Annotated in this window: 17 protein-coding genes and 1 pseudogene; 4 read left to right on the top strand and 14 right to left on the bottom strand. The window is 71.5% G+C overall.

Going from position 1 to position 25,817, the window contains the following annotated elements:
• Positions 1 to 10: 10 nt before the first annotated feature.
• Positions 11 to 967 (top strand): hypothetical protein, encoded by a 957-nt coding sequence (locus tag AB6L24_RS34395; protein ID WP_405661929.1) that lies wholly within the window; start codon positions 11 to 13, stop codon positions 965 to 967.
• Positions 968 to 1,006: 39 nt separating this feature from the next.
• On the opposite strand, the gene AB6L24_RS34390 is transcribed toward AB6L24_RS34395, so the two are convergent.
• The 3 genes and pseudogenes from AB6L24_RS34390 to AB6L24_RS34380 all read right to left on the bottom strand — a co-directional run bounded on the left by AB6L24_RS34390 (position 1,007) and on the right by AB6L24_RS34380 (position 2,999).
• Positions 1,007 to 1,315, bottom strand: a complete 309-nt coding sequence (locus AB6L24_RS34390; RefSeq protein ID WP_405661927.1) for an AzlD domain-containing protein — start codon at positions 1,313 to 1,315, stop codon at positions 1,007 to 1,009.
• Positions 1,312 to 2,046: pseudogene (locus AB6L24_RS34385) on the bottom strand (AzlC family ABC transporter permease); the annotation flags it as partial. The gene AB6L24_RS34390 and the pseudogene AB6L24_RS34385, both read right to left, overlap by 4 nt.
• Positions 1,989 to 2,999, bottom strand: coding sequence for an AraC family transcriptional regulator (locus AB6L24_RS34380; protein ID WP_405661924.1), 1,011 nt, complete (start codon positions 2,997 to 2,999; stop codon positions 1,989 to 1,991). The gene AB6L24_RS34380 and the pseudogene AB6L24_RS34385, both read right to left, overlap by 58 nt.
• 89 nt (positions 3,000 to 3,088) lie before the next feature.
• Between AB6L24_RS34380 and AB6L24_RS34375 the strand changes: the two genes are divergently transcribed.
• The 3 genes from AB6L24_RS34375 to AB6L24_RS34365 all read left to right on the top strand — a co-directional run bounded on the left by AB6L24_RS34375 (position 3,089) and on the right by AB6L24_RS34365 (position 10,067).
• The gene (locus AB6L24_RS34375; RefSeq protein ID WP_405661922.1) at positions 3,089 to 7,765 is read left to right on the top strand and encodes an ATP-dependent helicase; all 4,677 of its coding nucleotides are present in this window, start codon (positions 3,089 to 3,091) and stop codon (positions 7,763 to 7,765) included.
• 621 nt (positions 7,766 to 8,386) lie between these two features.
• The gene (locus AB6L24_RS34370) at positions 8,387 to 9,187 is read left to right on the top strand and encodes an Fpg/Nei family DNA glycosylase (protein ID WP_405661919.1); all 801 of its coding nucleotides are present in this window, start codon (positions 8,387 to 8,389) and stop codon (positions 9,185 to 9,187) included.
• 103 nt (positions 9,188 to 9,290) lie between these two features.
• Positions 9,291 to 10,067, top strand: a complete 777-nt coding sequence (locus tag AB6L24_RS34365) for an SDR family NAD(P)-dependent oxidoreductase (protein WP_405661917.1) — start codon at positions 9,291 to 9,293, stop codon at positions 10,065 to 10,067.
• Here AB6L24_RS34365 and AB6L24_RS34360 read toward each other — a convergent pair.
• The 11 genes from AB6L24_RS34360 to AB6L24_RS34310 all read right to left on the bottom strand — a co-directional run bounded on the left by AB6L24_RS34360 (position 10,015) and on the right by AB6L24_RS34310 (position 25,648).
• Entirely contained in the window at positions 10,015 to 10,275 is a 261-nt protein-coding gene (locus AB6L24_RS34360; RefSeq protein WP_405661915.1) for a hypothetical protein, read from the bottom strand. The genes AB6L24_RS34365 and AB6L24_RS34360 overlap by 53 nt on opposite strands.
• Positions 10,276 to 10,410: 135 nt before the next feature.
• A complete protein-coding gene (locus AB6L24_RS34355) occupies positions 10,411 to 10,611 on the bottom strand; it encodes a hypothetical protein (RefSeq protein WP_405661913.1) in 201 nt (66 codons plus the stop codon).
• A gap of 270 nt (positions 10,612 to 10,881) precedes the next feature.
• Entirely contained in the window at positions 10,882 to 11,352 is a 471-nt protein-coding gene (locus AB6L24_RS34350; RefSeq protein WP_030362857.1) for a Dps family protein, read from the bottom strand.
• 272 nt (positions 11,353 to 11,624) lie between these two features.
• Positions 11,625 to 11,999: a helix-turn-helix domain-containing protein gene (locus AB6L24_RS34345; protein ID WP_030362858.1), complete on the bottom strand. Its 375-nt coding sequence runs from the start codon at positions 11,997 to 11,999 to the stop codon at positions 11,625 to 11,627.
• 109 nt (positions 12,000 to 12,108) lie between these two features.
• Positions 12,109 to 12,624 (bottom strand): CinA family protein, encoded by a 516-nt coding sequence (locus tag AB6L24_RS34340; protein ID WP_405661911.1) that lies wholly within the window; start codon positions 12,622 to 12,624, stop codon positions 12,109 to 12,111.
• Positions 12,625 to 12,731: 107 nt separating this feature from the next.
• Positions 12,732 to 13,445, bottom strand: coding sequence for a CDP-diacylglycerol--glycerol-3-phosphate 3-phosphatidyltransferase (pgsA, locus tag AB6L24_RS34335; RefSeq protein WP_405661909.1), 714 nt, complete (start codon positions 13,443 to 13,445; stop codon positions 12,732 to 12,734).
• The gene (gene rimO / locus AB6L24_RS34330) at positions 13,442 to 14,971 is read right to left on the bottom strand and encodes a 30S ribosomal protein S12 methylthiotransferase RimO (RefSeq protein WP_405661907.1); all 1,530 of its coding nucleotides are present in this window, start codon (positions 14,969 to 14,971) and stop codon (positions 13,442 to 13,444) included. Before rimO ends, pgsA begins: the two co-directional genes overlap by 4 nt.
• Positions 14,972 to 15,055: 84 nt before the next feature.
• Positions 15,056 to 15,922: a helix-turn-helix domain-containing protein gene (locus tag AB6L24_RS34325; protein ID WP_380860063.1), complete on the bottom strand. Its 867-nt coding sequence runs from the start codon at positions 15,920 to 15,922 to the stop codon at positions 15,056 to 15,058.
• 267 nt (positions 15,923 to 16,189) lie between these two features.
• Positions 16,190 to 18,970: a DNA translocase FtsK 4TM domain-containing protein gene (locus AB6L24_RS34320; protein WP_405661904.1), complete on the bottom strand. Its 2,781-nt coding sequence runs from the start codon at positions 18,968 to 18,970 to the stop codon at positions 16,190 to 16,192.
• Between the two features lie 150 nt (positions 18,971 to 19,120).
• Positions 19,121 to 19,804: a two-component system response regulator gene (locus AB6L24_RS34315; protein ID WP_030362864.1), complete on the bottom strand. Its 684-nt coding sequence runs from the start codon at positions 19,802 to 19,804 to the stop codon at positions 19,121 to 19,123.
• Positions 19,805 to 20,113: 309 nt separating this feature from the next.
• Positions 20,114 to 25,648, bottom strand: a complete 5,535-nt coding sequence (locus tag AB6L24_RS34310) for a HAMP domain-containing protein (protein WP_405661902.1) — start codon at positions 25,646 to 25,648, stop codon at positions 20,114 to 20,116.
• Positions 25,649 to 25,817 lie beyond the last annotated feature (169 nt).

The raw sequence follows: 25,817 nt of genomic DNA, 5'->3' as shown, positions 1-25,817 counted from the left end.
CCTTCGGAACATGGCCGAAAACGGAGCGTCCCCGCACGCCGCTTCCTCCCCGTCGCCGTCCTCCCCGCTGCGCCGCGCCGAGCAGTTCGTCTGGCTCACCGCGCGCGTGCTCGAACAGCGACGGTTCGCGTACCACTTCCTGGACGGCGACACCGGGAGCGCCGACGCGGTGGAGACAGCGCTGGCCGCGTACGGCAACGAGGACGGCGGGTACGGCCACGCGCTCGAACCCGACCTGCGCGGACCGGTCAGCCAGCCGCTGCACACCGGGCACGCGCTGCGCGTCCTGGACTCCATCCAGCGCTGCGGCGGCATGCGCGTGGAGCGGGTGTGCCGCTATCTGACCTCGGTGTCGACACCGGACGGCGCGCTCCCGGCGATCCACCCCAGCCAGCGCGGCTACCCCTCCGCGCCGTTCGTGCCCGTGGTGGCCGACCCGCCCAGCGAACTGCTCGCCACGGGCCCTGTGGTGGGCCTGCTGCACCGCAACGAGGTGTGGCACGCCTGGCTGTTCCGGGCCACCGACTTCTGCTGGCAGACCGTGGAGAGCCTGGAGAAGTCGCATCCGTACGAGATCCAGGCCGCCGTCGCCTTCCTGGACGGCGCGCCCGACCGCCCGCGCGCGGAGGCGGCCGCCGACCGGCTGGGCAGGCTGGTCCGCGAGCAGCGCCTGGCGGTCCTCGACCCGGAGCAGGCCGACGCCAACCCGGTCTCCCCGGGGTACGGCCCCGGGGAGCATCACTTCGCGTACGACTTCGCCAAGGCTCCGGAGTCGCTCGCCCGCGCGTGGTTCACGGATGACGAGATGGCGCGCTCCCTGGACTTCCTCGCGAACGAGCAACAAGGAGACGGCGGTTGGCCGATCCGGTGGCGTCAGTGGGCGCCGGGCACGGCCTTGGAGTGCCGTCCGATCGTCACGGTCGAGGCGCTGCGCACGCTGCGGGCGTACGGGCGGTCCATCGGCTGACGGCCCGCCCGGGCGCACTGCGGAGCAGCCCTCCGCGGCTCACCCCGCCAGGGCCCGCACGCCCGCTGTGACGACCACGGCCGCCCCGATGACCATCAGGAAGGGCGCGCGCAACAGCAGCGCCAAGGCGGCTGCGGCCAGGCCCGCCGCCTTGGCGTCGAGCACGAGCACCCGGCCGTCGGCGAAGGCCTGCTGGGCCGTGAGGGCGGCGAGCAGTGCCACCGGCAGCAGGGCGGCCGTGCGCTGGACGAGCGGCCGCTCCAGGGCGCCCGCGGGCACGAGCAGACCCGCGAGCTTGACGGCGTAGCAGCCGACGACCGTCACGGCGATGGCGATCCAGATGTTCAACGGTCTTCCCCTTGCGCGCTGTCGTCGGGTGCCTGCTGTGCTCGCTGTGCTCTGCGCCCCTCTACGAGTTTGTGGCCCTCTACGTAGAGGACGACCGGGACAGCGAGGGCGGCGGCGAGGACCGGCACTCCGGAGGGCAGCACCGGTAGCAGTCCGAGTCCCAGGAGGACGGCGACAGCCGCGACGGCCCGTTGCGTCGTGGTCCGCACCATCGGCGCGAGCAGCGCGAGGAACACGGCGGGACCGGCGGCGTCGAGCCCCCAGGTGGCGGTGTCCCCGATGGCCTCCGCGCCGAGGGCACCCAGGAACGTCGAGAGGTTCCACAAGAGGTAGAGGCTGACTCCGGTCACGACGAAACCGATCCGTGCCGCGCGCCGGCCGTGCTGCGCCAGGGAGACGGCCGTCGTCTCGTCGATCACCATGTGGGCGGCGAGCGGGCGCACCGCGCGCGGGAGGGCGAGCAGTTGGGAGAGCCTGATCCCGTAGAAGGCGTTGCGCATGCTGAGGAAGACGGCGCCCACGGCGGCCGTGAACGGGCTCCCGCCCCCGGCGAGCGCGCCGACCAGGGCGAACTGGGAGGCGCCGGTGAAGGCCAGCAGGCTCAGCACGCAGGTCTGGAGCACGGTGAGGCCGCTGCCGGCCGACGTCACCCCGAAGGCGAAGCCGGAGAGGCCTACGGCGATTCCGACGCCGAGGGCGTCGCGGACGACAGCGGAGTCGGGACGGGCCGGACCGGGACCGGCGCCGACCGCGGGCCCCGGGGCCTCAGGGGCTGCTTCGGAGTGCCCGGGTATGTCTGGGGATGATGTTCGCTCTGCCACCCCCCGGACGCTACGAGGGACAGGTCGGGGCGGTCTTGTACGTTCTTGCGCTCCCGCTGGTAGGCACCCGGGGGCACCCCGACGATCCGCGCGAAGTGCCGGTTGAGGTGCGGCTGGTCGGTGAAGCCGACGGCGACGGCCGCCTCCGCGGGGCTCGTACCGGCGTCCAGGAGGCGGCGGGCGCGCCGCACGCGCGCGTCGGTGAGCCAGGCGTGCGGCGGCATGCCGTACGCGTCGCGGAAGGCCCGCAGCAGGGCGAAGGAGCTGACGCCGAGACCGGCGGCGAGGCGCTCCAGGCTCGGCGGGTCGACGAGCCGTTCCTCCAGGACGGCACGCGCGCGTGCCGCGACCCGCGCGCCCGCGGAGCGCACACCGCGCTGCGGCAGGTTGCCGCCGTTCGACCGCAGCAGCCGGGTGACGGCGACCCGCAGGAACGTGTCGGCGGCGAGCGCGTTGCCCTCCTCGGCGGCCCGAAGGACCCGGTGGACCAGGGCCACGGCGTACGGGTCGTCGAGGACCGGCAGGACGAAGCCGGGCGTCCCCCGCAGGGTGGTCGTCTCCCTGGCGATGGCGGCGACCACGTCGGGGGCCGGATAGACGGCTCCGTAACGCCAGCCCTCGGGGTCTCCGGCGCGGCCGGTGTGCGGTGTGTCGGGGTTGATCAGGGCGATGCTGCCGGGTCCGGCGTGCCGGTCGGCGCCGGTGTGCTGGAACACGTCGACGCCCTCGCGGATCGCCGCCATCACGAAGTGCTCGTGGGTGTGGCGCGCGAACGTCTTGCGGACGTAGTGGGCGCGCAGCAGGTCGACGCCGGGCAGCTCGGCGTACGTCCAGTGCCGTGCCTGCTCCGCCGAACCAGCCATACCCCCATTCTGCGCCTGTTCGGCGCCGCGGGTGCAAGCGCTTTTCGCAGGTCGGAGCCATTGTCAGTGGCGGGGTGCACGATGGGGGCATGGTCAGGTCCGCAGGCAGTCACGACGGCGCCCTCGACGGCTTCTCCCCCGCGACCCGCGGCTGGTTCACGGGGGCCTTCTCCGCGCCCACGTCCGCCCAGGCCGGGGCGTGGCGGGCGATCGCGGAGGGCTCGGACGTGCTGGTGGTCGCCCCGACCGGCTCCGGCAAGACCCTGGCCGCCTTCCTCGCCGCCCTGGACCAGCTGGCCTCGACCCCGCCCCCGGCCGACCCCAAGCAGCGCTGCCGCGTGCTGTACGTATCCCCGCTGAAGGCCCTCGCGGTCGACGTGGAGCGCAATCTGCGCAGCCCGCTCACGGGCATCCGTCAGGAGTCGGTGCGCCTCGGCCTGCCCGAGCCCGAGGTCCGGGTGGGCATCCGCTCCGGGGACACCCCGGCGGCCGAGCGCCGGGCTCTGGCCACGCGCCCGCCGGACATCCTGATCACGACGCCGGAATCGCTGTTCCTGATGCTCACGTCGGCCACCCGGGACGCGCTCACGGGCATCGAGACGGTGATCCTGGACGAGGTGCACGCCGTCGCGGGCACCAAGCGCGGGGCTCATCTGGCGCTGTCCCTGGAGCGGCTTGACGCGCTCCTGAAGCGCCCCGCCCGCCGTATCGGCCTGTCGGCGACGGTCCGCCCCGTGGACGAGGTCGCCCGCTATCTGTCGCCGCAGCGCCGGGTGGAGATCGTCCAGCCGGAGTCGGGCAAGGAGTTCGACCTCTCCGTGGTGGTGCCGGTCGAGGACCTGGGGGAGCTGGGCGGCTCGCCGGTGGCGGACTCCGACCAGGCCGGGGAGCGCCCGTCGATCTGGCCGCATGTGGAGGAGCGCATCACCGACCTCGTGCAGGCGCACCGCTCGACGATCGTCTTCGCCAACTCCCGCCGCCTGGCGGAGCGCCTGTGCAACCGGCTCAACGAGATCGCCTACGAACGCGCGACGGGCGAGGCCCTCCCGGACGACCACAGCCCGGCGGAGGTGATGGCGCAGTCCGGTGCCGCCCAGGGTGCGCCGCCCGTCCTCGCCCGCGCGCACCACGGCTCGGTCTCCAAGGAGCAGCGCGCCCAGGTCGAAGAGGACCTGAAGGCGGGCCGGCTGCCCGCTGTCGTCGCCACGTCCAGCCTGGAGCTGGGCATCGACATGGGCGCGGTGGACCTGGTGGTGCAGGTCGAGTCGCCGCCGTCCGTGGCGTCCGGCCTGCAGCGGGTGGGCCGCGCGGGGCATCAGGTGGGCGCGGTCTCCACGGGCGTGGTCTTCCCGAAGTACCGCGGCGATCTGGTCCAGGCCGCCGTCGTCACGGAGCGGATGCGCACGGGCGCCATCGAGTCGCTGCGGGTCCCCGCCAACCCCCTGGACGTGCTGGCACAGCAGTTGGTCGCGATGGTCGCCCTGGACAGCTGGCAGGTGGACGACCTGCTGGCCCTGGTCCGCCGTGCCGCGCCGTTCGCCTCGCTCCCGGAGTCGGCGTTCACCTCCGTCCTCGACATGCTCGCCGGCCGCTATCCGTCCGACGCCTTCGCGGAGCTGCGCCCGCGCGTGGTGTGGGACCGCGTCGCGGGCACGGTCACGGGGCGTCCGGGGGCGCAGCGCCTGGCGGTCACCTCCGGGGGCACGATTCCCGACCGCGGTCTGTTCGGGGTCTTCCTCGCGGGCGCCGACCCGAAGAAGGGCGGCGGCCGCGTCGGCGAGCTCGACGAGGAGATGGTCTACGAATCCCGTGCGGGCGACGTCTTCACTCTCGGTACGAGCTCCTGGCGCATCGAGGACATCACGCGCGACCGCGTCCTGGTCTCCCCCGCGCCCGGCGTCCCCGGAAGGCTGCCGTTCTGGAAGGGCGACCAGCTGGGCCGCCCGCTCGAACTGGGCCGTGCGCTCGGCGCGTTCCTGCGTGAGGTCGGCTCGCTGCCGCAGTACGACGCGCGCGGCCGTCTCCTCGCCGCGGGCCTCGACACCTGGGCCGCGGACAACGTCCTGACGTACCTCGCGGAGCAGCGCGAGGCCTGCGGCCACATCCCGGACGACCGCACGATCGTGGTGGAGCGCTTCCGCGACGAGCTGGGCGACTGGCGCGTGGTGGTGCACTCCCCGTTCGGCGCCCAGGTGCACGCCCCCTGGGCCCTCGCCCTCGGCGCCCGCCTCACCGAGCGGTACGGCATGGACGCCCAGGTCATGCACGCCGACGACGGCATCGTGCTGCGCCTGCCCGACGCCGACCTGATGGGCCTCGACCTGCTCGACCAGGACCCGGCCGATCTCGGCACGACCGTGGACTCGACACTCGACCCGGACAAGGCGCCCGTGGGCGCGGGAGACGTGGCCTTCGACAAGGGCGAGGTCGGCCAGATCGTCACCGACCAGGTGGGCGGCTCGGCGCTGTTCGCCTCGCGCTTCCGCGAGTGCGCCGCCCGCGCGCTGCTGCTGCCGCGCCGCAGCCCCGGCAAGCGCACGCCCCTGTGGCAGCAGCGCCAGCGCGCCGCCCAGCTCCTGGAGGTCACCAGCGAGTTCGGTTCCTTCCCGATCGTCCTGGAGGCGGTCAGGGAATGCCTCCAGGACGTCTTCGACGTACCGGGCCTGACCGAGCTGATGGGTGACATCGAGTCCCGCCGCGTCCGCCTCGTCGAGGTCACCACCCCGGAGCCGTCCCCCTTCGCCCGCTCCCTCCTGTTCGGGTACGTGGCGCAGTTCCTGTACGAGGGCGACTCACCGCTCGCCGAGCGCCGCGCCGCCGCCCTGTCCCTGGACTCCCGTCTCCTGGCCGAGCTGCTCGGCCAGGCCGAGCTGCGCGAGCTCCTCGACGCGGACGTCCTCGCCACCCTGGAGCAGGAACTCCAGTGGCTCACCGACGACCGCCGCGTCAAGGACGCCGAAGGCGTGGCCGACCTGCTGCGCCTCCTCGGCCCGCTCACGGACGCCGAGTTGGCCGACCGGGGCGCGGAGCCCGCCTGGGCCGAGCAGCTGGCGGGCGCCCGCCGGGCGATCCGGGTCCGCGTCGGCGGCGGCGACCACTGGGCGGCGATCGAGGACGCGGGCCGCCTGCGGGACGCGCTCGGCACGGCGCTGCCGGTCGGTGTCCCGGAGGCCTTCACCGAGCCCGTCAAGGACCCCTTGGGCGACCTCCTCGCGCGCTACGCCCGCACGCACGGCCCGTTCACGTCCGCCGCGGCCGCCGCCCGCTTCGGCCTGGGCGCGGCGGTCACGGACGGGGCCCTGCACCGCCTCGCGGCGAACGGCCGTGTCGTACAGGGCGAGTTCCACCCCGCCGGCATCGGCCAGGAGTGGTGCGACGCCACCGTTCTGCGCCGTCTGCGCCGCCGCTCGCTGGCCGCCCTGCGGCACGAACTGGAACCGGTGCCGCCAGCCGCCCTAGCCCAATTCCTGCCCCAGTGGCAGCACTTGAGCGGGCACGGGCTCCGCGGTGTCGACGGCCTGGTGCGCGCCATCGAGCAGCTCCAGGGCGCGTCGGTCCCGGCGTCCGCCCTGGAGAAGCTCGTCCTGCCCTCCCGGGTCACCGGGTACGCCCCCGCGATGCTCGACGAGCTGACGGCGGCCGGGGAGGTGGTCTGGGCGGGCGCCGGAGCCCTCCCGGGCAAGGACGGCTGGATCAGCCTCTACTTGGCGGACGCGGCGCCTCTCCTGCTCCCGCCCCCGCACCCCCTGGAGCTGACCGCGCTCCACCAGTCCGTCCTGGACACGCTCTCCGGGGGCTACGGCCTGTTCTTCCGGCAGATCGCCGACCAGATCCGCGCGACCACCCACCCGGACGTCTCCGACCCCCAACTGGCCGACGCCGTCTGGGACCTGGCGTGGTCCGGCCGCCTCACCAACGACACGCTCGCCCCGATGCGGTCCCTCCTGGGGTCGGGGCGCACCGCCGGCTCCACGGCCCACCGCGCGAAGCGCAGCGTCCCGCGCGGGCGGTACGGCTCACTGACGGCCGCCGCGCGCCCCGCCTCCCGCACGGGGCCGCCCACGGTCGCCGGCCGCTGGTCCCTGCTGCCCGCCCGCGAGCCCGACCCGACCCTGCGGGCCCACGCCCTGGCCCGCACGCTGCTCGACCGGCACGGCGTGGTGACCCGCGGGGCGGTCGGGGCCGAAGGCGTCGAGGGCGGCTTCTCCGCGGTGTACCGCGTCCTGTCGGCCTTCGAGGACAACGGCCAGACCCGCCGGGGTTACGTGGTGGAGGGGCTCGGGGCCGCGCAGTTCGCGATGGACGGCGCGGTGGACCGGCTGCGGGCCGGGGCCACCGCCCGTGAGCGCGGGGACGGCTCCCGGCCGTCCGACGCCCAGGCCGTCGTCCTGGCCGCCGCCGACCCGGCCAACGCCTACGGCGCCGCCCTGCCCTGGCCCGAGCCCCCGGCCGAGGCCGGCCACAAGCCCGGCCGGAAGGCGGGGTCCCTGGTGGTCCTGGTGGACGGCGAGTTGACCCTGTACATGGAGCGCGGCGGCAAGTCGCTGCTCGCGTGGTCCACCGCGCCGGACGGCTCCGCCCCGTCGGAGGATCCGCGGCTGGCCGCGGCGGCCTCGTCGTTGGCCTCTGCGGCAAAGACGGGCGCACTCGGTACGGTCACCGTAGAACGCATCAACGGCTCCCCCGCCCTGACGTCCCCCCTCTCCCCCCTCCTGGAACTCTCAGGCTTCCACGCCACCCCCCGCGGCCTCAGAATCCGCCCCTGACCTCCCCACACGAGCGCCGCCGGCCTGGGCTGCTCCCCCAAGCCGGGACGGCAGGCACCGCCGACCCACCGGGCCAAAGGCCTCTCGAGCCCCCACATCAAGGGCACCGTCGGCCTGGGCTGTGCCCACCCTCCCCCAAGCTCTCGGCTTCGCTCGAGCAGGGGGGACCCCCATCGCCCCTGGCGGCCCAGCTGCCCACAGCGGGGGCATGGACGACAGGCACCGCCGACCACAGAGCAGGGAAGCCACCGGGCCGACGACCGGGGCGGGAACCCCCACCGGGCCGAAAGCCGGACGCTAGGCCCCCACCGGACCGATCCCCGCGAACGGAACCGGAGGGGACGTGCCGGTATGTCCGCGCGCAGCTCGGACGACCACGATGGACGTACACACAACGCGTACCAGGCCACACACGCGAGCACGGACATACCGGCACGGCCCCGCACCCACGAACCGGACAGAGGGCGAAGAACAGCAACCACCCACCGGAGCGAGGGCGAAGAACAGCAAGCTCAACAACCGGACCGAGGGCGAAGAGACCGCAACCCCACAACCAGCCCCGGACAAGACCCACCCCACCACCCAAGGCGCCCCCGCCAGCAAAAGTGGAACGCTACCCCCATGCCCGAAGGAGACACCGTCCACCAATCCGCCCACCGCCTCCACACAGCCCTCTCCGGCCACCCCCTCACCCGCTCCGACCTCCGCGTCCCCAAGCTAGCCACCACCGACCTGACCACCCGCACCGTCCTGGACGTCACCGCCCGCGGCAAACACCTCCTCACCCGAGTGGAAGGCGGCCTCACCCTCCACTCCCACCTGGGCATGGACGGCTCCTGGCGCGTGTACTCCCCCCAGGAGCGCTGGCGCGGCGGCCCCGCCCACCAGATCCGCGCCATCCTCGCCACCACGGACCACACAGCCGTCGGCTACCGCCTGCCGGTCCTGGAACTGCTCCGCACGACCGACGAACACCGCGCCGTGGGCCACCTGGGCCCCGACCTCCTGGGCCCGGACTGGGACCCGGAGCTGGCGCTGCGGAACCTACGGGTGGACCCCGAGCGTGCCCTGGGCGAGGCACTGCTCGACCAACGGAATCTCGCGGGCATCGGCAACATCTACAAGAGCGAACTGTGCTTCCTGCTCAGGGCCACTCCCTGGCTTCCGGTCGGCGAGCTGTCCGAGGAGCAGGCGACCCGCCTCCCCACCCTGGCGAAGAAGCTCCTGGAGGCGAACCGCGACCGCCCGGCCCGCACGACGACGGGCAGCACCCGCCCCGGCCAACGCCTGTACGTGTACGGCCGCGCACCCCGCCCCTGCCTGCGCTGCGGCACCCCCCTGCGCGCGGCGGAACAGGGCGACCCGACCCGCAGACGCCCCACGTACTGGTGCCCGACCTGCCAACAGGGCCCCACTCCCTAAGAGCACAACGCACCGCACCCACGCACCCACACACCCACACACCCACACACCCACACGAACCAACCAGTTGACGCCCCGTCAGATCCCGCCGTACGGTCCCGCCATGCCCATAACGGCGTACGACCTCACCGACCGCACCGCGTTCGTCACAGGCGCCGCCAGCGGAATCGGCCGCGCCACCGCCGTACTACTGGCCGAGGCGGGCGCGGCGGTGCACTGCGCCGACCGCGACGCCCAGGGCCTGAAGGAGACGGCGACCCGCATCAAGGCGGACGGAGGCACGGCGTTCACGTACACCGTGGACGTGGCCGACAAAGCGCAGGTCGACAAGGCCGTCGCGGACGCGGCCGAGGCGACGGGCCGGCTGGACGTGATGGCGGCCATCGCCGGGATCATGCACAGCAGCCCGGTCCTGGAGACCCGCGACGAGGACCTGGACCGGGTCCTGGGCGTGAACTTCAAGGGGGTCCTGTACGCGTGCCAGGCGGCGGCCCGGACGATGATCTCCGCGGGGACGGGCGGCAGCATCGTGACGATGGCGTCGAGCGCGGTCGACACCAGCCACCCCGGCCTGCTCTGCTACGCCTCGGCGAAGGCGGCCGTCGTACAGCTGACGAAGACGCTGGCGGCGGAGGTGGGCGAGCACGGAATCCGCGTCAACGCGGTAGCCCCAGGGTGGACGCGTACGCCGATGACGCACCGGCACGAGGAGGAGGCGCAGGCGGCGACGGAGGCCGCGCTGGCCCGCAGGTCGCCCCTGGGCAGGGTGGGCGAGCCGGAGGACGTGGCGCACGCCGTACTGCACCTGGCGTCGGACGCGTCATCGTTCACAACGGGTCAGATCCTGCGCCCGAACGGCGGCGTCGCGATGCCGTGGTGACTTGTCTCGGCGACCTGCGCCGAGCGACCCCCGCGGCCCGCGCCTTGGCCACACAGTGCACCGGCAGCAGGCTCAGCCCCCACCCACCGGCGGCGACGGCCCCCTCCAGGACCCCCGCCTCGGGCGCCAGGGCGAGCCGGAAGACGGCCCACCACCACAGCGCGGAGATCCCCAGCACAGGCGCCCACCGCACGAAGCGCCACGCCACGGCTGTCACCTCCCACCAGGAGCCAGGCCACCTGCACGGCCACACAGAGCCCGCCGGGAGCGACACCAACGGCAGGCCTCCCGAGTCTCCCCCGCCCCGCAGACCCCCGCATCCGAAGAGCACACGGCCCCGGCATCACCGACGGAACCAGCGCCACCACCCTGACTGATCCCCCCCCGAAATCTCCCGCTCCAACCGCGCAAGCCGCCGATACCCCCGCATGGCCCGCACCATCGGCACCAGCGGCACCAGCGGCACCAGCGACACCAGCGGCACCAGCGACACCAGCGACACCAGCGACAGCCGTACCAACGGCTGCAGGACGACCCAGAACATCCCGAGGGTCAGACTCGCCAGGCAGAAGACGGCTTGCGCACGGTCGGCGGGGGCGTCGGGACGGGCGAGCCAAGAAGTTCGCGGCGATGGAGTCGCGCACGGCCTTGCGGCGCGCGTCCATCTCCACGACGCCGACGAACACGATCACGGGCGCGACGACTGCGACGGTGGTGGCGAAGGTGTCGGTCACCCGCGAACCGACCCCGCGAACCGAACCCACGAACCGAACCCACAAGCGCCACCCCGTCCCCCGAGGCGCCCCCGCCGGCCCTATCCGTTCTCGGCCTGGAACATCCAATGATGCTTCTCCAGATCAGCCGTGATCTGGATGAAGATGTCCTGGCTGACCGGATCCGCGTCACCGGTGGCCCCCACCCGCTCCCGCATCCGTGTGATCACCGCTCCGAGCGCGTCCACGAGCGCCCCGACCGCGTCGGTGTCCTTGACCCAGCCGTCGGGGACCTGGCCGATTCCGCTGCTCGACGCCACCGTCCCGGCCCGCCCGTCGGGCGAGACGCCGAGCGTGGAGGCGCGTTCGGCGACGGTGTCGGAGTGCAGCCGGGCGGTGTCCACGACCTCGTCGAGCTGCAGGTGCACGGAGCGGAAGCGCGGGCCGACCACGTTCCAGTGGATCTGCTTGGCCACCAGGGACAGGTCGACGAGGTCCACGAGGGCGCCCTGCAGCGCCTCGGACACAGTCTTCAGATCGTCGTCGGGCAAGGGGCTCTTCACGACGTACATCGATTCCTCCGTGTCTTGACGGTCTTGACGGTCTTGACGGTCTTCGCGTCTCTGGGTGTCTCTTGGCGTCTTTGGCGCCTCTTCACGTCTCGGCTGTCCAAACAACGGCGCCCAAAACACCATCAACCATCCCGCAAGCGCTTCACTGCGGCCACTTCTGGTGCTTCGGGCACCACACGCAGGCAAGAGCGCCGGACGGACCCGCGAGAAGACAGCGAAAGCCCCGGCCGGGCGACCCGGCCGGGGCTCTGTGCGCGTAAGGGGCCCGAACGTCAGGCGGCGACGACGTCGACCGCTTCCGCAGGCGCCTTGATGGTCACCCGTTCCGGTGGCACACCGGTCACCGAGACGGAATTGAGCATCGGACGCATCGGCGCACGCACCGGTTCCGTAGCCGCTGCCGACTGGGCCAGCTCGGCGAGCGAGAGCTCGTCGCTCACTTCTCGCATGAGCTCGGACATCCGTACGTCAAGCGCGTCGCAGATCGCGGAAAGCAGCTCGGAGGAAGCCTCCTTCTGCCCCCGCTCCACCTCGGAGAGATAGCCGAGTGAGACTCGGGCGGACGAGGAGACTTCGCGCAGAGTACGGCCCTGGCGCTGGCGCTGCCGACGCAGCACGTCACCCAGCAGGCGACGGAGCAGAATCATCGGTGGCTCCCTCCTCGGACCGCGTAGCCGCATCCTTCACGCCCCACCGTACCGCCTCGCGCGGCGGCCGTGCGGGGAGCGATGTCGTGTTCACTCAGGGCTGCAAACATCAAGTCCCCCCGTTCTGTTCCGTATCCTGTGCCCGCTCATTCCCGGCGCGTTCTCCTGAGAGCCGCCGGAGGAGCAGTCCCAGCACACTGCGTACGCTCTCTCTACGGATTTCCGTACGGATTCCGTTCAACCTCAGGCCGGCCACATTCCCCTCAGAGCGAAGCGGGGAACCAGGGCCGACGACCGCGACGAACACCGTTCCGACCGCCTGTCCGTCCTGCGGATCGGGGCCGGCGACGCCCGTCGTGGCGAGCCCCCAGTCCGCGCCGAGCAGCTCGCGCACACCGGCGGCCATCTGCAGGGCGACGTCGCCGTCCACGGCTCCGCGGGCGGCGAGCAGCTCGCCGTCCACCCCGAGGACATCCCGCTTCAGCTCCGTCGCGTACGCCGTGACGGAGCCGCGGAAGACCTGCGAGGCACCCGGCACCGACGTTACCTCGGCGGCGACGAGACCGCCGGTCAGGGATTCGGCGACGGCAAGCGTCTCACCGCGCCCGGCGAGCAGCCGCAGCACCTCGGCGGCGACTCCGGCCCCGGCGGAGGCATCCCCACCAGCAGCCGCACCGGCCTCAGCACCGGCTCCGGCCCCCGCACGGGCTTCCGCCCCCGGCCCCCCGGCACTCACTTCGCGGCCCCCCGCTCCGGCTCAGGACCGGCCTCCTCACGCGCCGCTGCCGCGGCCGCGCTCGCCGCCATGCCCTGCCTGCGCAGCACCACGGCCTGCTTCACATAGTCCAGGCCGGTGACGACGGTGAGGACGACGGCGACCGCCATCACCCAGAACCGCAGGGTCGCGAGCGGGCCGGTCAGCGCGAGGACGTACATCCCGACGGCCGTGCCCTGCGCGAGCGTCTTCATCTTGCCGCCGCGGCTGGCCGGGATGACGCCGTAGCGGATCACCCAGAAGCGCAGCAGCGTGATCCCCAGCTCACGCCCGAGGATCACGCCGGTCACCCACCAGGGCAGGTCGCCCAGCCAGGACAGACAGATGAGCGCCGCCCCCATGATCGCTTTGTCGGCGATGGGGTCGGCGATCTTCCCGAAGTCCGTGACCAGGTTGTACGTACGGGCGAGGTGACCGTCGAAGAGGTCGGTGATCATGGCGATGGCGAAGGCGGCCCAGGCGAACGAGCGCCAGGCCGGGTCGTAGCCGCCGTTGCCGAGGAGCAGCATCACAAAGCCGGGCACGAGCAGCAGCCGGACCATGGTCAGCAGGTTCGCGACGTTCCACAGGCTGGCCTGGTCGACCGCCGCGGCGCCCAGCTTCCCGCCGCGCACCGGCTTCGCGCCGTGCGCGCCGGAGCCGCCCGCCGCGGATGCCGGGACTTGGGTCATCTGCCCGTCCCTTCGCCGACGCCCCGGGACCGGCCCGCGCCGGGGCCCTCGGGGCCGGTCCCGGCCCCTTCTCCCAGGAGCTCGCACTGCTCCGCCACCAGATCCACGCCTTCCGTGCCGACCACCTTTGCCACGACCATACGGCCGACGTGCAAGGGCTCCCCAGCCGTCGCGTCCGCGAATCGGATCTGGCCGTCCGTCTCGGGCGCCTGGTGCGCGGCGCGGCCGATGGCGCCGTCCTCGTCGTCGACGGACTCGATCAGCACCTCCAGGCGCTCGCCGAGGCGCTCCTCGGCACGCTGGGAGGTCAGCTCCTCCGCGAGCCGCGAGACCCGCGCGAGGCGCTCGTCGACGGTGTCCTGGTCGAGCTTGTGCTCGTACGTGGCCGCTTCGGTGCCCTCCTCGTCGGAGTACCCGAAGACGCCGATCGCGTCGAGCCGGGCGCCCGTGAGGAACCGCTCCAGCTCGGCGACGTCGGCCTCGGTCTCGCCGGGGAAGCCGACGATGAAATTGGAGCGCACACCGGCCTGAGGCGCCTTGCCGCGGATGGTCTCCAGGAGCTCCAGGAAGCGGTCGGTGTCTCCGAAGCGGCGCATCGCGCGCAGCACACCGGGCGCGGAGTGCTGGAAGGACAGGTCGAAGTACGGCGCGACCTTCTCCGTGGACGTCAGGACGTCGATGAGCCCGGGGCGCATCTCGGCGGGCTGCAGATAGCTGACCCGGATGCGCTCGATGCCGTCGACGGCCGCCAGCTCGGGCAGCAGCGTCTCCAGGAGGCGGATGTCGCCGAGGTCCTTGCCGTACGAGGTGTTGTTCTCGGAGACCAGCATGACCTCCTTGACGCCCTGCTCGGCCAGCCAGCGGGTCTCTCCGAGCACGTCCGAGGGGCGGCGCGAGATGAAGGAGCCGCGGAAGGACGGGATGGCGCAGAAGGAGCACCTGCGGTCGCAGCCCGAGGCGAGCTTCACCGAGGCGACCGGGTTGGTCCCCAGGCGGCGGCGCAGGGGCGCACGCGGCCCGGAGGCGGGCGCGAGGCCCTCGGGCAGGTCCACGGGCGCGTGGCCGGGCAGGGAGACCTCTGTGCCCGCTTCCTGGCGCTCCGCGGGGCTGATCGGGAGCAGCTTGCGGCGGTCGCGCGGAGTGTGCGAGGCGTGGATGCCGCCGTTGAGGATGGTCTGCAGGCGGTCGGAGATGTCGGCGTAGTCGTCGAAGCCGAGGACGCCGTCGGCTTCGGGCAGCGCCTCGGCGAGATCCTTGCCGTAGCGCTCGGCCATGCAGCCGACGGCCACGACGGCCTGCGTCCTGCCGTGACCCTTGAGGTCATTGGCTTCGAGCAGGGCGTCTACGGAGTCCTTCTTGGCGGCTTCGACGAAGCCACAGGTGTTGACGACGGCGACGTCCGCGTTCTCGGCGTCCTCCACGAGGTCCCAGCCGTCCGCCTCCAAGCGGCCTGCGAGCTCCTCCGAGTCCACCTCGTTACGGGCGCAGCCAAGCGTGACAAGGGCGACGGTGCGGCGTTCGGGCATGGAATCAAGACTACTTCGTCCATGCGTCGGCGCCCGCCGCCAGGGTTCACCGTTGATCGCGACGGGCGCTCGGGGCGGGGCAGGTCAGCCGACTTCCGGGTCACCCTTCGTGTACGAGAGGCGCTCGACCTGGCCCGGCTCGAATTCGTTGTCGACCGGCTTGCCGTTCACGAACAGCTTGATCGCGCCGGCGTCACCGAGGACGAGGTCGATCTTCTGCTTGTCCTGGAAGGTCTTGGTCTGGCCCTGCTTGAGCAGGCCGTCGAACAGCTGTCGGCCGTTGTGGTCCTTCACGGAGATCCAGCTGCGGCCGTCGGCGGCGTCGACCTTGACGGTCACCTTGTCCTGCGGCACTCCGGCGACGGCGCTGTCGGACGGGTCCGGCTTGGGGTCGGCGGGCTTGCTGGCGCTCGGCTTCGGGGCGGTGGACTTGCTGGGCGTGGAGCCCTCGGCGACCTGCTGGCCGTCGTCGCTGTCGTCACCGCCGCTGAAGGCGGTGTACCCGACGAAGGCGATCACGGCGACGATGGCGGCCACCATGGCCGCGGTCCAGTTCGGGCGGCGCGGCTCGGAGCGGATCCGCTCGGCCTCGAACAGCGGCGCGGCCGGGGTGGGCGCGGGCGGCCTGCCGCCGTGGCCCGCGTCGTACTGCGCGATCAGCGGGGCGGGGTCGATGCCGACGGCGCGCGCCAGCGTACGGATGTGTCCGCGGGCGTACACGTCGCCGCCGCAGCGGGAGAAGTCGTCCTGTTCGATCGCGTGCACGATCGGGATGCGCACCCGGGTGGACGTACTGATCTCGTCGACGGTCAGTCCCGCGTCCACGCGTGCCTGCCGAAGGACGTGACCGATCGAGGGACGCTCTTCCGCGGGGCGTTCGGCCGCGGGGCTGTCCTCTGCGGGGCGGTCGTCTGAAGGGTGGGCGTCTTCAGGGGAGTTGCCGATGGACACGGGTGCGCCTTTCGAGCGTGTAGCCACCTGCCGGACATTCAGTCTAGGGGGGCCGAGAAAGGGTGGGGCAACCGGGCGGACGGACTTTGTACGCCATCAGAATGGCCGGACATCCTGATGGTGGGACCTCGTGCTGTTCTTCCCCTCAACTTGACGTGAGCCGAAGAGAAACGGTTGCTTGCGTTCTCGAACGGGTGAGCACGTCCCCGTACGGGTGAACACGATTCCCTCGGGCCAAACCGGCTCCGTACGGGCGAACCGGCTCCGTCAGTCAGCCTCCCCGCGGATCACGGCGAGCACTCCATCCAGCTCATCGGGTTTCACAAGAACGTCACGTGCCTTTGAGCCTTCGCTCGGTCCGACGATGTTCCGGGACTCCATGAGGTCCATCAGGCGGCCCGCCTTGGCGAAGCCGACGCGCAGCTTGCGCTGGAGCATCGAGGTGGACCCGAACTGGGTGGAGACGACCAGCTCGGCCGCCTGGCACAGCAGGTCGAGGTCGTCGCCGATGTCCTCGTCGATCTCCTTCTTCTGCTTGGTGGCCACGGTGACGTCGTCGCGGAAGACGGGCGTCATCTGGTCCTTGCAGTGCTGGACGACCGCGTGGATCTCGTCCTCGGTGACGAAGGCGCCCTGCATACGGGTCGGCTTGTTCGCACCCATGGGCAGGAACAGGCCGTCGCCCTTGCCGATCAGCTTCTCGGCACCCGGCTGGTCGAGGATGACGCGGCTGTCGGCGAGCGAGGAGGTGGCGAAGGCGAGCCGTGAGGGAACGTTTGCCTTGATGAGGCCGGTCACGACGTCCACGGAGGGCCGCTGCGTGGCGAGCACCAGGTGGATGCCGGCGGCGCGCGCGAGCTGCGTGATGCGCACGATCGAGTCCTCGACGTCGCGCGGTGCGACCATCATCAGGTCGGCCAGCTCGTCCACGATGACCAGCAGGTACGGGTAGGGCTGCAGCTCCCGCTCGCTGCCCTCGGGCGCGTTGACCTTGCCCGCGCGCACGGCCTCGTTGAAGTCGTCGATGTGCCGGAATCCGTACGCGGCGAGGTCGTCGTAGCGCAGGTCCATCTCGCGTACGACCCACTGCAGCGCCTCGGCCGCCCGCTTGGGGTTGGTGATGATCGGCGTGATCAGGTGCGGGATGCCCTCGTACGCGGTGAGCTCGACGCGCTTGGGGTCGACGAGGACCATCCGGACGTCCTCGGGCGTCGCTCTTATCATGATCGAAGTGATCAGACAGTTGATGCACGACGACTTTCCGGAGCCGGTGGCTCCGGCCACCAGGATGTGCGGCATCTTGGCCATGTTGGCCATCACGTAGCCGCCCTCGACGTCCTTGCCGAGCGCCACCAGCATCGGGTGGTCGTCCTCGGCGGCGTCCGCGAGGCGCAGGACGTCACCCACGTTGACCATCTCGCGGTCGGTGTTGGGGATCTCGATGCCGACCGCGGACTTGCCGGGGATGGGCGAGATGATCCGCACGTCCGGGGACGCGACGGCGTACGCGATGTTCTTGGCCAGGGCCGTGATCTTCTCGACCTTCACGGCGGGGCCGAGCTCGATCTCGTAGCGCGTGACCGTCGGGCCCCGGGTGAAGCCGGTGACGTCGGCGTCGACCTTGAACTCGCTGAAGACGTTCGTGAGGGAGTCCACCACCGCGTCGTTCGCGGCGCTGCGGGCCTTGCCGGGGCCGCCGCGCTCCAGCAGGTCGAGCGAGGGCAGCGCGTAGGTGATGTCTCCGGAGAGCTGCAGTTGCTCCGCGCGCGGAGGCAGGTCGCGGGGCTCGTCGGGGGCGGCCTTCGTCAGGTCGGGGACGCCGGTGCCCCCGGGGGCCTTGGGCGCCGCCTTCCGGCCAGGGACGGGGGCCTCGGTGGCGCGGGCCGGCGGCACGGGGGCGGACCGCTCGTGCTCCTCGCGGTCCACGGCGACGCCCTGCGTGAGGTCGGCGACCAGGGCCGAGGGCGGCATGCCGTGCATGACGGCGCCGTCGAGCGCGGCGGCCGCGGCGGCGGCCACGTCCACGGCGTCCATGGGGCGGTCCGGGCCGGGTCGCACAGACGCGCGACGCGGCCTGCGCCGCTTCGACAGCGCCTCTTCCTCCGCCTCGTCGGCCGAGGGCCCCTGCGGGCCGCTCCCGGGCTTCCTGCGGCGCCGCGCGGGCAGGGCCTCGCGCCACTGCTCGTCGTAGCGCTCGTCGTCGTCCGAGTACTCGGGGTAGTCGGCGTACTCACCGTGGTCGCCGTACGCACTCTCCGTCGCGGGCGCCTCCACGACGCCGAGCCGCACGCCGAGCTGCCGCAGCCGCTGCGGGATGGCGTTGACGGGGGTGGCCGTGACCACGAGCAGCCCGAAGACGGTCAGCAGGACCAGCATCGGTACGGCGAGGACCTCGCCCATGGCCTTGTTCAGCGGCGTGGAGACGCCCCAGCCGATGAGCCCGCCCGCGTCCCTTATCGCCTGCATGCCGTCGTCGCGCGCGGGCGAACCGCACGCGATGTGCACCTGGCCGAGCACGCCGATGACGAGCGCGGACAGACCGATCACGATGCGGCCGTTGGCGTCGATCTTCTCGGGGTGCCGGATGAACCGCACGGCGATGGCCGCGAGCAGTATCGGCACCAGCAGGTCGAGCCGCCCGAAGGCCCCGGTCACCAGCATCTCGACCAGATCGCCGACGGGCCCGCGCAGATTGGACCAGGTGCCCGCGGCGACGATCAGGGCGAGGCCGAGGAGCAGGAGCGCGATGCCGTCCTTGCGGTGCGCCGGGTCGAGACCCTTGGCGCCGCGTCCCACGCCGCGGAACATCGCGCCCACGGCGTGCGCGATGCCGAGCCAGATGGCGCGCACCACGCGGTAGAGGCCGTTGGTGGGGCTGGGCGCCGGCTTCGGGGCGGGCTTCTTGGCCGCGGCCTTCTTGGCGGGCGCCTTCTTCGCCGCGGGCTTCGCGGGCGCTTTCTTGGCGGCGGCCTTCTTCGCCGGAGCCTTGGTCGGCGCGGCCGCCTTCTTCGCGGGCGTCTTCTTGGCTGCGGGCTGACGTGAGGCCATGGGTGTGAGGTTACCGGGGGAGGCGACGGTGGACACGTGTGCCCACTGCTTCACCCGTCTGTGTCGCCCTTGCCGGGGCGGAGAACTGACGGGTTTTCACAGTGGGCGAGACGGGTGTTCACAAGGGGGCGGGCGGGACCTGCGCGCGCGTCAGTTCTGCGACGGCACCGAAGCGGCGCCGTTGCCCGTGCCCGGCTCGAGGGCGTCAAGAGCCCTGCGCAAACCCGTGAGTTTGCGTTCGAGATGGGCTGCCGTGGCGACGGCGGCGGCGTCCGCCGAGTCGTCGTCGAGCTGCTTGGACAGCGCCTCGGCCTGCTCCTCGACGGCCGCGAGGCGCGCCGACAACTCGGCGAGCAGACCGGCGGGCTCCTTGGCCTCCGCGGCCGCGGCCTTGGCGCCGCCTTCGAGCTGGAGCCGCAGCAGCGCCGCCTGCTCACGCAGTTGGCAGTTCTTCATGTACAGCTCGACGAACACCGAGACCTTGGCGCGCAGCACCCACGGGTCGAAGGGCTTGGAGATGTAGTCCACGGCGCCGGCCGCGTACCCGCGGAAGGTGTGGTGCGGGCCGTGGTTGATCGCGGTGAGGAAGATGATCGGGATGTCCCGGGTCCGCTCCCGCCGCTTGATGTGCGCGGCGGTCTCGAAACCGTCCATTCCTGGCATCTGGACGTCCAGCAGAATGACCGCGAAGTCGTCCGTCAGCAGCGCTTTGAGCGCTTCCTCCCCGGACGATGCCCGCACCAGCGTCTGATCGAGCGCAGAGAGGATGGCCTCCAGCGCCAGCAGATTCTCCGGCCGGTCATCGACCAGGAGGATCTTGGCCTTCTGCACCATGGCCCGCCCTCCTCGCCCCGGCGGTACACCGGGCGCCGCCCCAGGGGACGGCTCCCTTGCGCCGTCCGTCCTTGTGCCGGTCATGGTAGCCGCACCCCGCCTGTCGCCACACCCTGTCACCGCGATGTCACTGTGCACGTAGCAGAAACGCAGCGGCGGACCAGAAGGTTCCCCGAATACCGCGGTTCTACACGACGTCGGCCACACTCTGTCAGCAACTCCGCGTAATGGTGCGGCTTCTTGACACCGACCGCGAGCCGCCTTCCCGCCGTACCTGAGTCGGCTTCCGGCCGCGCCCGGGCCGCCGGGTCACTCCTGGTGCATCCACTGGTGCATCACCGACAACAGATGATCAGGGTCGACCGGCTTGGTCACGTAGTCCGAGGCCCCGGAGTCGATGGCCTTCTCCCGGTCGCCCTTCATGGCCTTCGCCGTGAGCGCGATGATCGGCAGACCGGCGAACTGCGGCATGCGGCGGATCGCCGTCGTCGTCGCGTAGCCGTCCATCTCCGGCATCATGATGTCCATCAGGACGACCGTCACGTCGTCGTGCTGCTCCAGGACCTCGATGCCCTCCCGGCCGTTCTCCGCGTACAGCACGGACAGGCCGTGCTGCTCCAGGACGCTGGTGAGCGCGAACACGTTGCGGATGTCGTCGTCGACGATGAGGACCTTCTCGCCGCCGAACTGGATGCGCACCCGCGGGGCCGGAGCCTCCTGCCCCGCGCCCTCCTGCCACTGCTCCGGCGTCCCCGCGCCGGACCCGGCCGCGGGCTGCCCCGGAACCGCCCGCGCGGGACCCGTGGCGGGCGGCGCGCCCCGGCGGCGGCGCCGGAACAGCGCGGCGGGGCCAGGAGCCGCCTGCGGGGGCGTGGCGGAGGGCGGCTGGGACTCCGGGCGCCCGCCGTCGTCCGCGGCGGTCTCCCGGGACTGCAGGGACTCCAGGGACTCCAGTGCGGGCAGCTCGGGCGTCGCGGAGGGCGGCGGGAGCTGGGTGTAGCCCTGCGGCGGCAGTTCGCTGGGGTGCAGCGGCAAATACAGGGTGAAGGTGGAGCCGCGACCCGGTTCGCTGGCCGCGTGGATCTCGCCGCCGAGCAGCCGCGCGATCTCCCGGCTGATCGACAGGCCGAGACCCGTGCCGCCGTACTTCCGGCTGGTCGTGCCGTCGGCCTGCTTGAAGGCCTCGAAGATCACCCGCATCTTGCTGGCCGCGATCCCGATGCCGGTGTCGGCCACGGAGAAGGCGATCAGGTCGGCGTCCGCGTCCCGCAGCGACCCGGCTTCGAGCAGCTGCTCCCGGATGGCGTGGGGCACGTCGTTGCTGGCGAGCCGGATGACCAGCTCGACCGCTCCGGAGTCGGTGAACTTCACCGCGTTGGCCAGCAGGTTGCGCAGCACCTGCAGGAGGCGCTGCTCGTCCGTGTGCAGCGTCGCGGGCAGCTCCGGCGACACCCGTACGGAGAAGTCGAGTCCCTTCTCCGCGGTGAGCGGGCGGAAAGTGGCCTCTACGTAGTCGACGAGTTGGACGAGGGCGATGCGCGTCGGGCTGACGTCCATCTTGCCCGCCTCGACCTTCGACAGGTCGAGGATGTCGTTGATCAGCTGGAGCAGGTCCGAACCCGCGCCGTGGATCGTCTCGGCGAACTCCACCTGCTTGGGCGTGAGGTTCGCGTCGGCGTTGTCGGCCAGCAGCTTGGCGAGGATCAGCAGCGAGTTCAGCGGGGTGCGCAGCTCGTGCGACATGTTCGCCAGGAACTCGGACTTGTAGCGCATCGACACCGCGAGCTGTTCGGCGCGCTCCTCAAGGACCTGCCGGGCCTCTTCGATCTCGGTGTTCTTGACCTCGATGTCGCGGTTCTGCTGGGCGAGCAGCGCCGCCTTGTCCTCCAGCTCGGCGTTCGACTCCTGCAGCGCCTTCTGCCGGTTCTCCAACTCCGCCGAGCGTTCCCGCAGTTGCTCGGTCAGCTCCTGCGACTGCTTGAGCAGGATCTCCGTCTTCGTGTTGACGCTGATGGTGTTGACGCTCGTCGCGATCATCTCGGCGATCTGGCTGAGGAAGTCCTTCTGGATGTGCGTGAACGGCTGGAAGGACGCCAGCTCGATGACACCGAGGACCTTGCCTTCGAAGAGCACCGGCAACACGATGACCTGCGCCGGCGGCGCCTCACCGAGCCCGGAGGCGATCCGCAGATAGCCGGAGGGCGCGTTCTCCACGAGAATCGTGCGCCGCTCCTTGGCGGCCGTGCCGATCAGCGTCTCCCCCGGCCGGAACGACGTCGGCATCGACCCCATCGAATAGCCGTAGCTGCCGAGCATGCGCAGTTCGTACGCGTCCTCGTCACCGCCGAGGTCACTCGCGTCGTCGGTCGGCATGGCCAGGAAGAACGCGCCGTGCTGCGCCGAGACGACCGGCGTCAGCTCGCTCATGATCAGCGAGGCCACGTCCTCCAGGTCGCGGCGGCCCTGCATCAGGCCGGAGATCCGCGCCAGGTTGCCCTTGAGCCAGTCCTGCTCCTTGTTGGCGAGGGTGGTGTCGCGAAGGTTCGCGATCATCGTGTTGATGTTGTCCTGGAGGACCTGGATCTCGCCCGCCGCGTCCACGTCGATCTTCAGGTTGAGGTCGCCGCGCGTCACCGCCGTGGCGACGGCCGCGATGGCACGCACCTGCCGGGTGAGGTTCCCGGCCATCTCGTTCACGGACTCCGTGAGGTCCCGCCAGGTCCCGTCGACGTCCCGCACCCGCGCCTGACCGCCCAGCTGCCCCTCGGTACCCACCTCGCGGGCGACGCGCGTCACCTGCTCGGCGAACGAGGAGAGCTGGTCGACCATCGTGTTGATGGTGGTCTTGAGCTCCAGGATCTCCCCGCGCGCGTCGATGTCGATCTTCTTGGTCAGGTCGCCCTTGGCGATGGCCGTCGTGACCATCGCGATGTTGCGCACCTGACCGGTCAGGTTGGACGCCATCCCGTTCACGGACTCGGTGAGGTCCTTCCACGTACCGGACACGCCCGGGACGCGCGCCTGGCCGCCGAGGATGCCGTCCGTGCCCACCTCACGGGCCACCTTGGTGACCTGGTCGGCGAACGAACTCAGCGTCTTCACCATCGTGTTGAAGGTGTCCGCGAGCTGCGCGACCTCGCCGCGCGCCTCGATCGTCACCGTCTTCGTGAGGTCGCCGTTGGCGACGGCCGCGGCGACCTGCGAGATGTTGCGCACCTGCATGGTCAGGTTGTTGGCCATCAGGTTGACGTTGTCGCTGAGGTCCTTCCAGATGCCCGTGACGCCGACCACCCGCGCCTGGCCGCCCAGCTTGCCCTCGGTGCCCACCTCACGGGCCACCCGTGTGACCTGCTCCGCGAACGACGACAGCTGGTCGACCATCGTGTTCACGGTCGTGACGAGCTCGAGGATCTCGCCCTTGGCGTCGACGGTGATCTTCTTGGACAGGTCACCCATGGCGACGGCCGTCGTGACCTCGGCGATGTTGCGCACCTGGAGGGTGAGGTTGTTCGCCATGCCGTTGACCGACTGCGTCAGGTCCTTCCACGTACCCGACACGCCCTGCACCTCGGCCTGGCCGCCGAGGATGCCGTCCGTGCCCACCTCGCGGGACACCCGCGTGACCTGCTCGGCGAAGGCGGACAGCTGGTCCACCATCGTGTTGAGGGTGTTCTTCAGCTCCAGGATCTCGCCGCGGGCGTCCACGTCGATCTTCTGCGACAGGTCACCGCGCGCCACCGCCGTCGCGACCTGCGCGATGTTGCGCACCTGGGCCGTGAGGTTCCCGGCCATGCCGTTCACGGAGTCGGTCAGGTCCCGCCACACACCGGCGACGCCCGGCACCTGCGCCTGGCCGCCGAGTCGCCCTTCCGTGCCCACTTCCCGCGCCACGCGCGTCACCTGATCGGCGAACGCGGAGAGCTGGTCCACCATCGTGTTGATGGTGTTCTTCAGCTCCAGGATCTCGCCGCGGGCGTCCACGTCGATCTTCTGCGACAGGTCACCGCGCGCCACCGCCGTCGTCACCTGGGCGATCTGGCGCACCTGCGAAGTCAGGTTCCCCGCCATGAAGTTGACGGAGTCCGTGAGCTCCTTCCACGTACCGCTGACGCCGTCCACGCGCGCCTGGCCGCCGAGCCGCCCCTCCGTGCCCACGTCCCGCGCCATCCGCGTGACCTGGTCGGCGAACGACGACAGCTGGTCCACCATCGTGTTCACGGTGTTCTTGAGCTGGAGCATCTCTCCGGAGACGTCGACCGTGACCTTCTGGGAGAGGTCGCCGTTGGCCACCGCCGTCGTCACCTGCGCGATGTTGCGCACCTGCCCGGTGAGGTTGCGGAAGGCGGTGTTCACCGAGTCGGTGAGGTCCTTCCACGTCCCGGCGGCGCCCGGCACCTGCGCCTGCCCGCCGAGCTCGCCCTCGACGCCGACCTCCCGCGCCACCCGCGTCACTTCGGCACCGAACGAGGACAGCTGGTCCACCATCGTGTTGACGGTGTTCTTCAACTCCAGCATCTCGCCCGCGACATCGACGGTGACCTTCTGCGACAGATCACCGTTGGCGACCGCCGTCGTCACCTGCGCGATGTCCCGCACCTGCGTCGTCAGGTTCCGGAAGACCGTGTTGACGGAGTCGGTCAGGTCCTTCCACGTCCCGGCCGCGCCCGGCACGTTGGCCTGCCCGCCGAGCTGCCCCTCCGCGCCGACCTCGTTGGCGACGCGCGTGACCTCGTCCGCGAACGTCCGCAGCGTCTCCGTCATCTGGTTGATGGTCTCGGCGAGCTGCGCCACCTCGCCGCGCGCGCTCACCCGCACCTTCTGCGACAGATCGCCGTTCGCGACGGCCGTCGTGACCTGGGCGATGCCCCGCACCTGCGCGGTCAGGTTGCCCGCCATCAGGTTCACCGAGTCGGTGAGGTCCTTCCACACCCCCGCGACGCCCGGCACCTGCGCCTGCCCGCCGAGCTCGCCCTCCGTGCCGACCTCCCGCGCGACCCGGGTGACCTCGGAGGAGAACGAGGACAGCTGGTCCACCATCGTGTTGACGGTGTTCTTCAGCTCCAGCATCTCGCCGGCCACATGCACAGTGACCTTGCGGGACAGATCGCCCTTGGCCACCGCCGTCGTCACCAGGGCGATGTCGCGCACCTGCGCCGTCAGTCGGTACGCCATCGTGTTGACCGAGTCCGTGAGGTCCTTCCACGAACCGGACATACCGCGCAACCGGGCCTGCCCCCCCAGCTTGCCCTCCGTGCCGACCTCACTGGCCACCCGCGTGACCTCGTCGGTGAACGTGGACAGCTGGTCGACCAGGTTGTTGACCGTGCGCCCGACCTTCAGGAACTCACCGCGCAGCGGATGGCCGTTGCCCTCGTCCACCTCCGCGCGCAGCTCCATGCGCTGCTCCAGGTCGCCCTCCGCGACCGCGGAAAGGACACGGCCGACCTCGGAGACGGGCCGTACGAGGTCCTCCACGAGCGCGTTCGAGGCGTCGATCGCCGCCGCCCAGGAGCCCTCCATGGCCCCGCCCCGCAGCCGCTCTGTGAGCTTTCCCTCACGCCCCACCGTGCGCCGCACCCGCGACAGCTCACCGGTGAGGTGGAGATTGCGGTCGGCGACCTCGTTGAAGACGGCGGCGATCTCCGACATCACGTCGTCGCCGGAGACCGTCAGGCGCTTGCGGAAGTTCCCGTCCCGCATCGCCACGAGGGCGACGAGCAGCCTGTTGAGGGCCGCGGCGTCCACCGTGGCCGTCGTCCCGCTGCGCGGTTTGCGCTGACTGCTCAGGGACTGTCCGTCTTTCGCGCGCGCCTTAGAGGTCCGCGTCGCAGCGCCAGACTCCACTGTGTCCCTCCCGCAAGGGTCGACCGTACTGCTGGGGCTCCATCTGGAAGCCTGCCCAGTGTTTCACCATGGCCGAACGAGGCCATAACAGTTCGGCAGCTTCGCACACCGTCCGCACACCCTCCGGGCGGAAACACTGGCGACCGGCATCAGCTTGGACGGCGAAGGT

The sequence above is a fragment of the Streptomyces sp. RK9 genome, from assembly GCF_045070545.1.
GTDB classification, from domain to species: domain Bacteria; phylum Actinomycetota; class Actinomycetes; order Streptomycetales; family Streptomycetaceae; genus Streptomyces; species Streptomyces alboflavus.
This window is presented reverse-complemented; position numbering and strand designations above follow the sequence as displayed.

Bases quoted from the DNA above. Each gene is read 5' to 3' on its own strand.
- AB6L24_RS34375 (WP_405661922.1), top strand. From the start codon at position 3,089: ATGGTCAGGTCCGCAGGCAGTCACGACGGCGCCCTCGACGGCTTCTCC.
- AB6L24_RS34320 (WP_405661904.1), bottom strand. From the start codon at position 18,970: ATGGCCTCACGTCAGCCCGCAGCCAAGAAGACGCCCGCGAAGAAGGCG.
- AB6L24_RS34355 (WP_405661913.1), bottom strand. From the start codon at position 10,611: ATGTTCTGGGTCGTCCTGCAGCCGTTGGTACGGCTGTCGCTGGTGTCG.
- AB6L24_RS34365 (WP_405661917.1), top strand. From the start codon at position 9,291: ATGCCCATAACGGCGTACGACCTCACCGACCGCACCGCGTTCGTCACA.
- AB6L24_RS34395 (WP_405661929.1), top strand. From the start codon at position 11: ATGGCCGAAAACGGAGCGTCCCCGCACGCCGCTTCCTCCCCGTCGCCG.
- AB6L24_RS34370 (WP_405661919.1), top strand. From the start codon at position 8,387: ATGCCCGAAGGAGACACCGTCCACCAATCCGCCCACCGCCTCCACACA.
- rimO (WP_405661907.1), bottom strand. From the start codon at position 14,971: ATGCCCGAACGCCGCACCGTCGCCCTTGTCACGCTTGGCTGCGCCCGT.
- pgsA (WP_405661909.1), bottom strand. From the start codon at position 13,445: ATGACCCAAGTCCCGGCATCCGCGGCGGGCGGCTCCGGCGCGCACGGC.
- AB6L24_RS34315 (WP_030362864.1), bottom strand. From the start codon at position 19,804: ATGGTGCAGAAGGCCAAGATCCTCCTGGTCGATGACCGGCCGGAGAAT.
- AB6L24_RS34345 (WP_030362858.1), bottom strand. From the start codon at position 11,999: ATGATTCTGCTCCGTCGCCTGCTGGGTGACGTGCTGCGTCGGCAGCGC.
- AB6L24_RS34380 (WP_405661924.1), bottom strand. From the start codon at position 2,999: ATGGCTGGTTCGGCGGAGCAGGCACGGCACTGGACGTACGCCGAGCTG.
- AB6L24_RS34350 (WP_030362857.1), bottom strand. From the start codon at position 11,352: ATGTACGTCGTGAAGAGCCCCTTGCCCGACGACGATCTGAAGACTGTG.